A 12822-nucleotide genomic window follows, 5' to 3' on the forward strand; every position below is an offset into this window, starting at 1 on the left:
GCTCATGACCCGTGCCCTTTCGACGCCGCCCGCCGTTCTCTCCGGTGCCCTCGCCGCCTCTCCTCAGCCCGTGCTTCCCGCTGCCCCAGCCCTGCTGCTGCGCCCCTGGGAACAGCCCGACGCACCGGCTTTCCTCTCCGCCTACCAGGACGATGACACCCGGCGCTGGCACACCCGCCGCCCCTCGTCCGAGGCCGAGGTGAGGGAGTGGTTCGACGCCTACCGCCGGGACTGGGCACAGGAAAGGGGCGGTCACTGGGCGATCGCGGAGGACGGGGGTGCGGTGCTCGGCCGGATCGCGTTGCGCGACATGGATTTCGACGACGGCGTTGCCACCGTCGCGTACTGGGTCCTGCCCGCCGCCCGCGGCTGCGGCGTGGCCACCCACGCGCTTGCTGCACTCACTGTCTGGGCCCTCGGCGAGGTCGGATTCCACCGCCTGGAACTGGATCACTCGACCCGGAATGTGGCCTCGTGCAGGGTCGCCGTGAAGGCCGGCTATCTCCTGGAGGGCACGAAGCGCAGCGCAGCCCTGCACGACGACGGCCGACACGACATGCACCTGCATGCGCGGGTGCGAGGCGGTTGAGCACCGTTCGGCGGTCCCGGGTGATCGTGCGACGTCGTGACCGCTGCTCTGGCAAGGTGGTGGGCGTGGAGCCGTTGAGTAGCCGGGATCCCAAGCGCCTGGGTGAGTTCACGTTGCAGGCCAGGCTGGGTAGTGGCGGCATGGGACGGGTGTATCTGGGGCGGTCGCCGGGCGGGATGCAGGTGGCGATCAAGGTGATTCGCGAGGACTTGGCGGGGGATGCCGACGTCCTGGCCCGGTTCCGCCGTGAGGTGGCGACGGTACGGGCCGTGCGCAGCCCGTACACCGCGCGCCTGGTGGATGCTTGTCTGGATGCGCCGCCGTTTTGGCTCGCTACGGAGTTCGTACCGGGTCCGACGCTGCTCGTGGCCTCACGCGGGGCGCCCATGGAACCCGCTCTGTGCAGGGGGGTGTTCGCGGCGCTGGCGGAGGCGCTGGCCGCGGTGCACCGGCACGGGGTGGTGCATCGGGACGTGAAGCCGCACAACGTCATCCTGGCCCCGGGCGGGCCTCAGTTGATCGACTTCGGGATCGCGCGGGCGGCGGAGCACACGCAGCTCACCCGCACGGGGCAGCTGCCCGGCACCCCCGGATACACCGCGCCTGAGGTGCTGATGGGCAACGAGGCCGGCCCGGCTGCGGATGTGTTCTCGCTTGGCGCGACGATGGCCGCCGCCGCTACCGGCCGGCCGCCGTACGGCGGTGGGGAGTGGGCGGCCGTGAGCTACCGCGTGGTGCACGGCGAGATCGACGTCGACGGGGTGGAATCCGGGCTGGCCGAGCTGATACGGCAGTGCGTGGCCCGGGAACCGGCGGGGCGGCCCGACCCGCTGGAAATCGTCCGGCGGTGCGGCGTCACCGGCGCGCTGGCGGAGTTCCCGCATTACCAGCGGCTGGCCGGGGAGGCTCCGACGCTCGTGCCACCGCGCCGGCGCCGGGTCCCGTGGCCGGCCACGGCCGCCTTGGCGGTCGGAGGGCTCGGCTTGGCGACGCTGGGATGGCTGCTGTTACCGCAGGGTGGTGACAACGCCGGAGCGCGCGATTCGCCCACCAAGTCCGCGACGGCCTGCGCGGCCAAGTCCACGCCCCGCTCCCCGGCCGGGTCCGGCTCTGGTGGCCAGGGCGGCCGGAAGAGCCTGACCGTCGGCATCATGCCCCATCAGCCGGGTCTGTCTGTGTGCGCCCCGGACGGGGACTACGTGGGCTTCGAAGTCGACATCGCCTGGAGCATCGCGCGCGAACTCGGCGTCGACGTGAAGGACATCACGTGGCGGGAGGTCTCCGCCGCCGAACGCACGAGCGTCCTGGCCGACGGCAAGGTCGACTTCCTCGTCGCGAGCTATGAGATCACCGACGAGCGGGAAGCACAGGTCGACTTCGCCGGCCCCTACCTCTCCACCCGCCAGGACCTTCTGATCCGCGCGGATGACCGGGTCCCCGACAGAGCCGACCTCGACGACATGACGCTGTGCTCGGTCACCGGCACCACCTCCGCGCAGGCCATACGCAAGAACGTGGCACCGGGCGTGAAGCTGAAGGAGTACACGTCCTACCCGCGTTGCCTCACCGCCCTGGACAAGGGTCACGTCGACGCCGTCACCGCCGAGGACGCCCACCTCGCCGGACAGGCCGCCTGGCGCGGGTTTCCCCACCGCTACCGGATGGTCGGACTGAAACTCGGCGCCGAGCACCTCTACGCCGTCGGTCTGCCCCAGGGCGAGACGGAACTCCGCAACGAGATCAACGCGGTGATCGAGCAGATGTACACGAACGGCGCCTGGCAGGCGAGCGTCGAACGCTTCCTGGCCGGCGTGGACAACTACGAGCCCACGCCGCCCGGGCTCAGCGCGACTTCCGGCTGACCTGGGCGCAACATCAGGGGCGGGGCAGCGGCTGGTCGGGCATCCGCGGATGCCGCAGGTGCTGCCCGCCGTCGGCCACGTGCAGCCTGAGCGTCTCCGGCCCCGGAGCCCCGGCCGAGTCGTAGGCGTCGGACCTGGCCGTCCTGCGCAACCAGAACGCGATGTTCGGTGCGGTGGCCTCCACGCCCACAGCCTGGCGTCTGCTCGCCGACACGGACGAGGCCGCTCTCGCGGCACCGTGCGGCCAGAGCCCAGGACGGGGATAGCGGCCGGGTTTCGGCCAAAAGTGACCTACGCGCGACTCGCGAGACTTGTTAGTACTCCAGCCGTAGATCGTGATCTTCATGCCGGAGTGGCTCGCAGGAGCGGTCCTGGGCGTGTGTTTCGAGGACGCAGTGGAAGTCGGCGTCGTGCTTGGCGTTTTCAGCGGATGCTGTCGTCCGGTGTCGAGGGAGTGTCCGTGCCCTGTCTGACCAGGAGGACGAGTCGCTCTGCTTGGGTGGCGTCTGTGGTGGTCAGGGCGATCCCGTTGGCCAGGGCGAGGAGTTCCGATGCGTTGAGGTCGGCACGGACGGTACCGGCGCTTTGTGCCCGGGTCAGCAGTGCGGACGCGGCTGTGTGCATCGAGTGGTGCCAGCGGTCGAGTAGTGCCGATCGCTGACCGGCGTGGTCATCGGTGATCGACAGCGCCAGGTCCCGCTTGGCTGCGACGTGTGCAATGAAGTCCTGAAGCCAGTTGAAGAGGGCGTCGCCGGGAGGATCCTGGGCCAGGAGGGACTGGCTCCGGGCGCAGAGTTCGGCTACTTCCTCGGAGTAGACGGCGATGATCAGTTCGCGACGGGTCGGGAAGTGCCGATACATCGTGGCGTTGCCGACACCGGCCCGGCGGGCGATGTCGTCAAGCGGGGTGTCGACGCCGTGGTCGTGGAAGACGTCCCTGGCTGCGGCCACGAGCAGGTCGTAGTTGCGCTGAGCGTCCGCGCGACGACGACGCTGGGTTTGCGAACGCGGCGCAGGTCCAGCGCTCTGCGACGGCATGACCCTCCTGTCAATCGGGGACTTCCCCGGTTACGGTAGCCGAACATTCGCAAGTGGGGAGTTCCCCATTTGCTCCTCACGTGTCCCCACCAGAGGAGATGCCGCATGCCGCAGGGAGCAGCAGACACCGCGCACCCAGGTCCGGGAGAGATTCACCGGCGCTGCGCCGAGAGCTACGCGCAGGTCCTGGAAGGCCGGCTCGAGGACGCCCTTAAACTGATCGACCCCGAGGTCGTTGACCACCGGGGCGGCACCCAGGGCGATCACCGTGGACGCGACGCCTGGCGACAGAGGTGGGAACAGGTGAGCGCGGACAGCGCGTTCCGCGACATCTCGCTGACGATCGAGCAGAACATCGTCTCCGGCGACACCTCCGCCAACCGGTACACCCTCCGGGGCACCCACACAGACTCCGGCCGACGCTACGCGGTCCTCGTCATGGACATGGTCCGCGTCCGCAACGGCCGAATCGTCGAGCACTGGTCCCTGCTCGACACCGACGCGATGCGCAACCAGTTGGGCCTGTGAAAAAACTCCCGCCTCCGGCGGCCGACTGGTGACCGCCGCGCCCAACGAGAATCTCCTCCGCTGGCAGGAGACGTTCGACAACCTCATCGGCCGGGTCGCGGGTCGGTTCGCCCGCACCGCATCCGGCCCGCTTTCGTTCGGGATGAGCCGCGGCAACCGCGATGTGAATGCGGCACCCGCGACACCGCCCGTCGACGAGAGGCCCCGCGGGGCGTCGGCAACGACCGCAGGTCGCCGCCGCGGCGCCGAGTCCACCCGCCTGACTGCACCGCAGGCACCGGCCTCGTCGCAAGACGGTGAACCAGCAGCCGCAGAGAAGGCACGACCGCGGAGTCGGATCCGGCTGCGTTGGAGCGCGTGGGGGTCGAATACGGCGCTGGGTAGGGCGGGCGAGGGCAAGTCGGAGCATCTCGACCAGCTCGTCGTGGCCGTCCAACGGGCGTTGCAGAATGCGGCGGCAGACCTGCACTCCAACGGTGACCGATTCCGACCCGCCCCGAGCGGATTCCGTGGTTCTGTTCCTTAGGTCTGGACCAATTCGGTATGCTACTTGACATGACCCCCACAAGGCGAACGATGCTCGCGGCGCTCGGACTGACGGCCGGCGGCGCCACCTGGCTGGTGCAGCAGCCCACCGCCCACGCCGCCGACCCCACGACCGGCTGGACGCAGACGCCGTACGACTTCAACGTGCAGAAGCCCTGGGACCTGCCCGTCAGCCAGCGCTACTCGTCCAGCGGCGGCGAACACAGGCTGTGGGTGTACGACACCGACAAGCCGCACACGCAGTCCTCGAACACCGATCCCAGGACCGAGATGCGGTGGCAGCAGGAGTACTCGTCCGGGCAGCACATGTGGGACGCCGACGTGTACGTACCCTCCGGCACGAACGGCGCCACGGTCATGCAGATCCTCCGCGTGCGGGGCGGCGCCCCCGGCACCCCGGCCACGGACATCATGTTCAACGTCTACAACTCGTCCGGCGGCTCGCTGAAGTACTTCGACCGGCAGACGCTCAAGAGCGGCATCTACAACCGGTGGTTCAACATGAAGGTCGCCCACAACGCGAGCACCCGGGACATCACGGTGTGGTTCGACAACGTCGAGGCGCTGCGCGCCACCGACCGGGGCTCGGCCACCCGCCACTTCAAGAACGGCGTTTACCACCACGGCTCAGGGCGCGCCGAGTCCCGCTTCAGCAACGTCAAGTACTGGCGGCGGTAGGCGCCGCCTCGTCGCTACGCCGGCGGCGCCGGGGAAACAGGGGCGTAACGCGGGCTTATTACGATCGCCGCATGGGCACGGACACGCGGATACGGCCCGGCGCCGAGGGCGACCTGGAAGAGCTGACCCGCATCTACAACCACTACGTCGTCGAGACGCCGATCACCTTCGACATCGAGCCGCTCACCGTCGAGCAGCGCCGCTCGTGGCTCACGGCCCACCCGGACCGGGGTCCGCACCGGCTGCTCGTGGCGGAGGAGGGCGGCAAGATCCTCGGCTACGCGACCAGCAGTCCGTTCCGCCCGAAGCAGGCGTACGCGACGTCCGTCGAGACCAGCGTCTACCTGGCGCCCGAGCACGTGGGGCGGGGTGTCGGGGGGCTGTTGTACACGGCGCTCTTCGAGGTACTGGAGCGCGAGGACGTGCATCTGGCCCTCGCCGGTGTGGCCCTGCCCAACGAGGCGTCGGAGCGGCTCCATCTGCGCTTCGGGTTCCGGCCCGTGGGCGTGTACGAGGAGGTCGGGCGGAAGTTCGGCAGGTTCTGGGACGTCGCCTGGTTCCAGAAGCGGCTCACCCGCTGACCTGCCCGGCGCCCACGGGGCCGTGCGTCACCGTTCGGCGGGCCGATAGCTCAGGAGTACGGACCGGGAGTCGAAGGTCCGGGACTCGACCAGTTGGAGGTCGAGCCGCTCCGCGGGCTCCGGGAAGAGAGCCTTGCCGCCGCCGAGCACGACCGGGTGCACGACCACCTGGTACTCGTCGATCAGCCCGTGGCTCCTGAGGGCGGCGGCCAGCGAGGCGCCGCCCATCAGCAGCAGGTCCTTGCCCGCCTCGGCCTTGAGTGCGGTCACCTCGTCGGCCAGGTTCGCGCCGCCGATGACGCGCGCGCCGTGGCCCGGGTCCGTGAGGGTGCGGGAGAACACGATCTTGGGGCTGCTCCGCCAGATCGGGGCGAACTTGAGGTCGTGCGGGTCGTCGGAGATCGACTCGACGTCGGGCCAGTAGCCGGCCATCATCTCCCACACCGGCCGGCCGTACAGGAAGGTGTCGGCCCGCTCCATCAGGCTGAAGGAGTACGCGGACAGCTCCGGGCCCATCGCCGGCCAGTCGAACTCTCCTGCGGGGCCTTCGATGTTGCCGTCCAGCGAGGTGTGGACGAAGTGGATGATCTTCCGCATGTCCCGTGCTGCCTTTCTGACTGCCGCTCTGGCCGGGTGGTCCCGGGGTAACGCCTGAAACGACCACCCTGCGCGCTCGGAGTCATCGCCGCAACCGCTGTGACCTGCGTCATGTCGCTGCACGGCCCCGGCCGCGTGCGGCACGGGACGCCGCTGCCGGCGTCAGTCCGCCGGACCGGCCGCGCCCCGCGCGTCGACCCCGGCCCCGTCCGGTGTGCCACGGGGCCGGGGCCGTGCGGGGGCCGGGTCGGCGCGTGGGGGCGCGGGGTCGTCAGCCGCCCGTCAGGCAGGCGCCCGAGCCCGACGGCGTGACCCGGCGCAGGGTGTACGCGGTCGTCGGCTCGAAGACCCCGCCGGGGGCGACGCCCGTGTTGTAGCTGCCGGCCAGGCAGTACGGGATGCTCGTGCTGTTGGCCACCGACACCAGGCGCACCGGCGGGTCGAAGTCGTGGGGGCGGCCCTCCGGTACGAGGGTGACGACGCCTCCGCTCTGCTCGACGCAGATGTACCCCTTGGCGCACGGGGGCGCCGCGGGTGCGTCGCCAGCGGCGGTCGGGGCGGCGGCCGCCGTGGCCGTGGTGGCGAGGGCGGCGGTCAGGGTGAGGGTGGCCAGAGCGGCGGTCAGCCGGCTTCTTCGCATGGTGCGGGCTCCTTCGGATCCGTAGCGGAGTGAAACGCGCTTGTCGGCGTACAGACAACTGCCCCACCGCGGCCGGAGGCCAGCGCAGTACCGGCCATTCGCCGCCCGCCGGGAAATTCGTTGGACCGGTCCGCACCCCGCGCGTAGGCTCGCGCGTCTGCCCCCGCCTCACCGGCCGTTCTGCCGCGCCGGGAGTGCCGCCCGCCGGTCGGAAACCGGCGGCCTACGCCACGCCCGTGACCGTACCGCCAGCCGCCGGAGGCTCGTACCACCATGTCCGACTCCACCCCTCCCCCTCCCCCAGCCACGCCCTCCGCACCGCCCGCAGCCCCCGCACCCCCCGCAGCCCCCTCGCCCCTCGTCCACGAGCGCGCCCACCTCGCCGCCTCCCGTACCGCCCTGCGCGCCATGCGCGCCGACGCCGAGGCGCTGGACCTCACGGACGTCACCGCGAACTGGGTCAACGCCGAGGTGCTGCAGTCCGAGATCGGCCTGCGCATCAAGGCCCTCGCCGACCTCGCCGACACCCCGCTGTTCTTCGGGCGGCTCGACTACTCCCACGCCCCCAGCGCCGAGCAAGCCGAGGGCGACCCCGGGGAGAGCTTCTACATCGGGCGGCGGCACGTGCACGACGCCGACGGGGATCCCATGGTGATCGACTGGCGGGCGCCCGTCTCGCAGCCGTTCTACCGGGCGTCGAAGAAGGAGCCCCTGGACGTGGCCCTGCGGCGGCGGTTCGGGTACGACCGCGGGGAGATCACGGCGTACGAGGACGAGCACCTGACCGACCCCGCCGAGGCGGCGAAGTCCAGCGCGCTGCTGCAGCGGGAGATCGAGCGCCCGCGCGTGGGCCCCATGCGCGACATCGTGGCGACGATCCAGCCGGAGCAGGACGAGATCGTCCGCGCGGAGATCGGCGGCACGGTGTGCGTGCAGGGCGCGCCCGGGACGGGGAAGACGGCGGTGGGGCTGCACCGGGTGGCGTACCTGCTGTACGCGCACCGGGAGCGGCTGGCGCGTACGGGGACGCTGGTGATCGGGCCGAACGACTCCTTCCTCCGCTACATCGAGCAGGTGCTGCCGACGCTGGGCGAGCTGGAGGTGAAGCAGGCCACGGTGGCGGAGCTGGTGGCGCACGTGGAGGTGCGGGGGGCGGACCCGGCGCCGGTGGCGCGGCTCAAGGGCGACGCGCGGATGGCGGCGGTGCTGCGGCGGGCGGTGCGGGCCGGGGTGACGATGCCGGCGGAGCCGGTCGTGGTGGTGCGCGGGTCGCGGCGGTGGCGGGTGCCGGCGTACGAGGTGGAGGAGCTGGTGCGGGAGCTGCTGGAGCGGGACATCCGGTACGGGGCGGCGCGGGAGGCGCTGCCGCAGCGGATCGCGCACGCGGTGCTCGTACGGATGGAGCGTGCCGGAGAGGCGCCGGACGACCGGGTGCAGGACGCGGTGGCGCGGAACGCGGCGGTCAAGGCGGCGGTGAAGGCGCTCTGGCCCGCGGTGGACCCGGTGAAGGTGGTGCTGCGGCTGCTGTCGGACGCCGGCTTCCTGGCCGCGCAGGCGGACGGGATCCTCGACGAGGCGGAGCAGCGGCTGCTGCTGTGGGAGAAGCCCCCGCGGGGGGTGCGGTCGGCGCGCTGGTCGGCGGCGGACGCGGTGCTGATCGACGAGGCGCGGGACGTGGTGGAGCGGACGCCGTCGCTGGGGCACGTGGTGCTGGACGAGGCGCAGGACTTGTCGCCGATGCAGTACAGGGCTGTGGGCCGGCGGTGTTCCACGGGCTCCGCCACCGTGCTCGGGGACATCGCGCAGGGGACGACGCCGTGGGCGACGGAGAGCTGGGCGGTGGCGCTGGGGCACCTGGGGAAGCCGGGGGCGGTGGTGGAGGAGCTGACGCAGGGCTTCCGGGTGCCGCGGGAGGTGATCGCGTACGCGTCGCGGTTGCTGCCGTCGATCGCGCCGGGGCTGGCGGAGGCGACGTCGATCAGGGAGTCGGCGGGGGACCTGGCGGTACGGGGGGTGCCGGGGGCGGCGCTGGACACGGCGGTGGCGGAGGCGTGCGGGTCGGTGCTGCGGGGCCGGGAGGGCTCGGTGGGGCTGATCGCGGCGGACGGGCGGGTGGCCGCGCTCGGGGCGGCGCTGGGCGCGGCGGGGTTGCCGTTCCTGTCGCCGGGTGAGGAGACGACGTCCGAGGCGCGGCTGACGCTGGTGCCGGCGTCGCTGGCGAAGGGCCTGGAGTACGACTACGTCGTACTGGACGACCCGGCGACGATCGTCGCCGCGGAACCGGACACCCGCACGGGGCTGAGGCGGCTCTACGTCTGCCTGACGCGGGCGGTGTCGGGCCTGACCGTGCTGCACGCCGAGCCGCTGCCGGCGGAACTGGCCGCCTGACGTCGCCGCACCCGTGCAGCGGCGTCGTGGACGTGGACGGGGACCCGGCAACCCCGGCCGCGCCCGTCCCGCGTCAGCGAGCCGACTCCGCCTGCGCGCTCGGTTGGACGAGACCTGTCACCCCGGCGGCAGCGGCCAGGAGGCACCCTCCGGTGTTCCGTACCAGAACCGCTGGGTGTGCGGCGTGACGGTGATGCCGTAGTCCTCCCGCGCCGGTTCGCCGCCCGGGAACAGGGACGCGATTTCTTCCACGGTGTCCCACAGCCTCCGGGGGCCGGCCTGCCGGACCCGGCCCGCCAACTCGGCCACGGCGGTCGAACCGTCCTCGGTCCACAGGACCATGCCCGACACGGCACCGTCGGCGGCCCGCCAGGCGACCGCGTTGTAGCCGGGCAGGGCGAGGGACAGGGGGAACGCCCAGCGGCCGGCCAGCACGGCGGTCACCGCCAGGGAGGTGGGTTCCGGGGGCCGGTTGCGGGCGCCGGAGACGTCGGGGCCCGCGCCCGGCGGCAGGCGGCGGGGCATGAAGAGGGCGGGCGTCGGGAGGAAGCGGCCTTCCGCGTGGCCGGGGCCGGTGACCTCCGCCCTGATCACGCCGAAGCCGATCGGGGCGACGATCACGGCGCCGTCCACGGCCTGCTCCATCAGCGCACGGGGTACGGAACGAAGCGCCGCCGTGGCGATGAAGCGGGAGTAGGGGGCGCGTGGCGGATAGCCCAGGGCGCCGTCCGCGGTGGCCACGAACGGCCTCGTCCCGGACTCGGCGAGCCGGCGGGCGGCGAGCGCCACCAGGTCCGGGTCCACGTCGACGCTGGTCACGTTCTCCGCGCCCAGCCTGTGGGCCAGGAGGGCGGCGTTGTAGCCCGTGCCGGTGCCCAGTTCGAAGACGGTGGCGCCCGGTCGTGCGTCCAGGGCGTCGAGCATCGTCAGCATGAGGCCCGGTTCGCTGGAGGACGACGTGGGGACGCCGTGGGCGTCGAGCTGGGTCATCAGGGCGGTGTCCGAGTAGACGGTCTCCAGGTATCCCCTGTCCGACCGCGTGACGCGCCGCCACCCGCCGCCGCCCTCGTCCTGCCGGTAGAACTCCGGCACGAAGACGTGACGGGGCACCGCGGCGAACGCCGCACGCCACGGGCTCGAACCCCCGTCGCCGAGGGCGGCGGCGAACTCGTGGCGCAGAGCTTCCGTCGAATCCGGGCTCATGTCGCTCCTCGTACGTCGTCGGCGTGCGGCCGGGGTGATCGTGCGTCCCGGCCGGCTCTCCCGGTGAACGTCCGCCCCGCGGCGGGGGTCACTGCCGCGAGCCCGGTCCCGGCTTCCCATGTCCCCCTGCCCACCGGGCAGTCGCCCACGTCCGGCGCACGACGGCGGTCGGCGGTCGCGGCAGGCTAGGCTCATGGCTCGCCGTGAGACCGGCGGCCGGTGGGCCGCCCGGGCCGCGAGGTCGCGACGCAGCCGAAACGGGGGAGGCACAGCCGTGCGAGACCAGCTCCTCGGGGGCCGTTACCGGCTCGTGCGGGAACTCGGCCACGGGGGCATGGGGCAGGTGTGGGAGGCGCGGGACGAGACGCTGGGCCGGCCGGTCGCGGTCAAGGTGATCTCGCTGCTCGCCGGCGGCGGCAGCCGGGGCGACCAGGCCCGCGCGCGGTTCCTGCGCGAGGCGCGGATCACCGCCCGGCTCCAGCACCCCCACATCGTCACCATGCACGACCTCGGCGAGGCCGGCACCGGCGGCGACAAGGTGCCGTTCCTGGTGATGGAGCTGGTACGGGGCGAGGGCCTGGACGCGAAGCTGGCGCGGGGTCCCGTCACCCTGCCGGACGCCGCCCGGTGGGGAACGCAGGTGTGCGACGCGCTCGCCGACGCCCACGCCAACGGGATCCTGCACCGGGACGTCAAGCCCTCCAACATCTTCGTCACGCCCCAGGGCGGCGTGAAGGTCCTCGACTTCGGCATCGCGCGAGCGGCCGACGGCAACGTCACCGCGGAGCGCCTCACCCGGACCGGTCTCATCGTCGGCACCCCGCAGTACCTGGCCCCCGAACAGGCCCGTGGCCTGCCGGAACCGCGCAGCGACCTCTACGCCCTCGGCTGCCTCCTCTTCGAACTGATCACGGGCCGCCTGCCCTTCGAGGCCCCCGACACCCTGGGCTACCTCACCGCGCACCTCACCCAGGAGCCGCCGGCCCCCAGTTCCGTACGGGCCGGCATCCCCGCCGCCTGGGACGACCTCGTCCTCACGCTGCTGCACAAGGAGCCCGCGGGGCGGTACGCGGACGCCGCCGGCCTGGCCCGCGCACTGCGGCGCCTGGACGGACCGGAGGACCCGTCCGAGCGCGCGGGGCGGGCGCACGCCGGCGTCTTCCCGCCGCCCACCGAGCCGGACGTCCCGGCCACCCCCGCGCCCGGCGAGTACCTCTTCGCCACCAGCCTCGGCGGCGCAGGCACGGTGCGGCTGTGGGACCCGGCCACCGGCCGGCCCGTCAGCCCGCCGCTGGCCGGCCACACCGGCACCGTGTTCCGGATGGCGTTCTCCCCCGACGGCCGGCTGCTCGCCACCGGCAGCAGGGACGAGACGGCGCGGCTGTGGGACACGGCCACGGGGCGGCTCGTCGGCGATCTCCTCACCGGCCACACCGGCACGGTGGAAGACGTGGCGTTCTCCCCCGACGGCCGGCTGCTGGCCACCGGCAGCCTGGACGGGACGGTACGGCTCTGGGACACGGCCACCGGCCGGACCGTCTGCGAACCCCTGACCGCCCACGCCAACGGCGTCGTCGGGGTCGCCTTCTCTCCCGACGGCCGCCTCCTCGCCTCCAGCGGCCTGGACAGAACGGTACGGCTCTGGGACCCCACCGCGGGCCGCCCGGCCGGCGAACCCCTGACCGGCCACACCGGCGACGCGCTGCGGGTGATGTTCTCCCCCGACGGCCGCCTCCTCGCCGCCTCCGGCAGGGACTGGACGGTGCGGCTGTGGGACCCGGCCACGGGCCAGGCCGTCGGCGAACCCCTGACCGGCCACACCAACAGCGTCTGGGAGCTGGCGTTCTCCCCGGACAGCTCCGTGCTGGCGGCCCACAGCCAGGACGACGACACGCTACTGCGGTGGGACACCGCCACCGGCAGGCTCGTCGACCCGCCCCTGACCGCCCGCGGCGACGGCCGCCTGGTCGTGGTGCCGTCCTCCGGCGGCCCTCTGCTGGCGGCCGACATCGGCGAGGACGGGACCGTGCGCCTGCGGGACGCCGCCACCGGGCAGTCCTTCGGCCGGCCCATGACCACGCGCACCGGCAAGTACGTCTACGTCGAGCTGTCCTCCCGCCTCGGACACCGTGCGCGATAGCGCGGGCCGGGGCAGCGGCGCACACCCCCGTT

The 12822-nt window shown here is 72.6% G+C and carries 12 protein-coding genes; 7 read left to right on the forward strand and 5 right to left on the reverse strand.

The annotated features are described in order from the left end of the window. The first annotated feature begins 4 nt into the window (after nt 1–4). Nucleotides 5–589, forward strand: coding sequence for a GNAT family N-acetyltransferase (locus tag O7599_RS16390; RefSeq protein WP_281622892.1), 585 nt, complete (start codon nt 5–7; stop codon nt 587–589). A gap of 65 nt (nt 590–654) precedes the next feature. Next, nucleotides 655–2451, forward strand: coding sequence for a serine/threonine-protein kinase (locus tag O7599_RS16395; protein WP_281622893.1), 1797 nt, complete (start codon nt 655–657; stop codon nt 2449–2451). A gap of 13 nt (nt 2452–2464) precedes the next feature. Here the strand turns inward: O7599_RS16395 and O7599_RS16400 are convergent, their stop codons facing one another. Beyond that, on the reverse strand, nt 2465–2635 hold the full coding sequence (locus O7599_RS16400) for a hypothetical protein (protein WP_281623680.1): 171 nt from the start codon (nt 2633–2635) through the stop codon (nt 2465–2467). Nucleotides 2636–2874: 239 nt separating this feature from the next. Further along, a complete protein-coding gene (locus O7599_RS16405) occupies nt 2875–3489 on the reverse strand; it encodes a TetR/AcrR family transcriptional regulator (RefSeq protein ID WP_281622894.1) in 615 nt (204 codons plus the stop codon). 105 nt (nt 3490–3594) lie between these two features. Here O7599_RS16405 and O7599_RS16410 point away from each other — a divergent pair, with 105 nt between their 5' ends. The 3 genes from O7599_RS16410 to O7599_RS16420 all read left to right on the forward strand — a co-directional run bounded on the left by O7599_RS16410 (nt 3595) and on the right by O7599_RS16420 (nt 5822). Then, nucleotides 3595–4017, forward strand: coding sequence for an ester cyclase (locus O7599_RS16410; protein ID WP_281622895.1), 423 nt, complete (start codon nt 3595–3597; stop codon nt 4015–4017). A gap of 555 nt (nt 4018–4572) precedes the next feature. Beyond that, on the forward strand, nt 4573–5241 hold the full coding sequence (locus O7599_RS16415) for a cinnamyl alcohol dehydrogenase (RefSeq protein ID WP_281622896.1): 669 nt from the start codon (nt 4573–4575) through the stop codon (nt 5239–5241). 71 nt (nt 5242–5312) lie between these two features. After that, a complete protein-coding gene (locus tag O7599_RS16420; RefSeq protein ID WP_281622897.1) occupies nt 5313–5822 on the forward strand; it encodes a GNAT family N-acetyltransferase in 510 nt (169 codons plus the stop codon). Between the two features lie 27 nt (nt 5823–5849). Here the strand turns inward: O7599_RS16420 and O7599_RS16425 are convergent, their stop codons facing one another. Next, a complete protein-coding gene (locus O7599_RS16425) occupies nt 5850–6419 on the reverse strand; it encodes a dihydrofolate reductase family protein (protein WP_281622898.1) in 570 nt (189 codons plus the stop codon). A 271-nt stretch (nt 6420–6690) separates the two neighbouring features. Beyond that, the gene (locus O7599_RS16430) at nt 6691–7059 is read right to left on the reverse strand and encodes a hypothetical protein (protein ID WP_281622899.1); all 369 of its coding nucleotides are present in this window, start codon (nt 7057–7059) and stop codon (nt 6691–6693) included. A gap of 273 nt (nt 7060–7332) precedes the next feature. Here O7599_RS16430 and O7599_RS16435 point away from each other — a divergent pair, with 273 nt between their 5' ends. After that, complete coding sequence (locus tag O7599_RS16435) at nt 7333–9447, forward strand: AAA family ATPase (RefSeq protein WP_281622900.1); 2115 nt, start codon at nt 7333–7335, stop codon at nt 9445–9447. Nucleotides 9448–9564: 117 nt separating this feature from the next. Here O7599_RS16435 and O7599_RS16440 read toward each other — a convergent pair whose 3' ends face one another. Beyond that, nucleotides 9565–10650, reverse strand: coding sequence for a methyltransferase domain-containing protein (locus O7599_RS16440; protein WP_281622901.1), 1086 nt, complete (start codon nt 10648–10650; stop codon nt 9565–9567). Between the two features lie 274 nt (nt 10651–10924). Between O7599_RS16440 and O7599_RS16445 the strand changes: the two genes are divergently transcribed. After that, nucleotides 10925–12790, forward strand: a complete 1866-nt coding sequence (locus O7599_RS16445; protein WP_281622902.1) for a serine/threonine-protein kinase — start codon at nt 10925–10927, stop codon at nt 12788–12790. Nucleotides 12791–12822: the final 32 nt, after the last annotated feature.

Source organism: Streptomyces sp. WMMC500, assembly GCF_027497195.1.
GTDB lineage: Bacteria > Actinomycetota > Actinomycetes > Streptomycetales > Streptomycetaceae > Streptomyces.

Coding starts and splice junctions, on each gene's coding strand:
- O7599_RS16390 (WP_281622892.1), top strand. CDS start 5: ATGACCCGTGCCCTTTCGACGCCGCCCGCCGTTCTCTCCGGTGCCCTC.
- O7599_RS16405 (WP_281622894.1), bottom strand. CDS start 3,489: ATGCCGTCGCAGAGCGCTGGACCTGCGCCGCGTTCGCAAACCCAGCGT.
- O7599_RS16410 (WP_281622895.1), top strand. CDS start 3,595: ATGCCGCAGGGAGCAGCAGACACCGCGCACCCAGGTCCGGGAGAGATT.
- O7599_RS16415 (WP_281622896.1), top strand. CDS start 4,573: ATGACCCCCACAAGGCGAACGATGCTCGCGGCGCTCGGACTGACGGCC.
- O7599_RS16420 (WP_281622897.1), top strand. CDS start 5,313: ATGGGCACGGACACGCGGATACGGCCCGGCGCCGAGGGCGACCTGGAA.
- O7599_RS16425 (WP_281622898.1), bottom strand. CDS start 6,419: ATGCGGAAGATCATCCACTTCGTCCACACCTCGCTGGACGGCAACATC.
- O7599_RS16430 (WP_281622899.1), bottom strand. CDS start 7,059: ATGCGAAGAAGCCGGCTGACCGCCGCTCTGGCCACCCTCACCCTGACC.
- O7599_RS16435 (WP_281622900.1), top strand. CDS start 7,333: ATGTCCGACTCCACCCCTCCCCCTCCCCCAGCCACGCCCTCCGCACCG.
- O7599_RS16440 (WP_281622901.1), bottom strand. CDS start 10,650: ATGAGCCCGGATTCGACGGAAGCTCTGCGCCACGAGTTCGCCGCCGCC.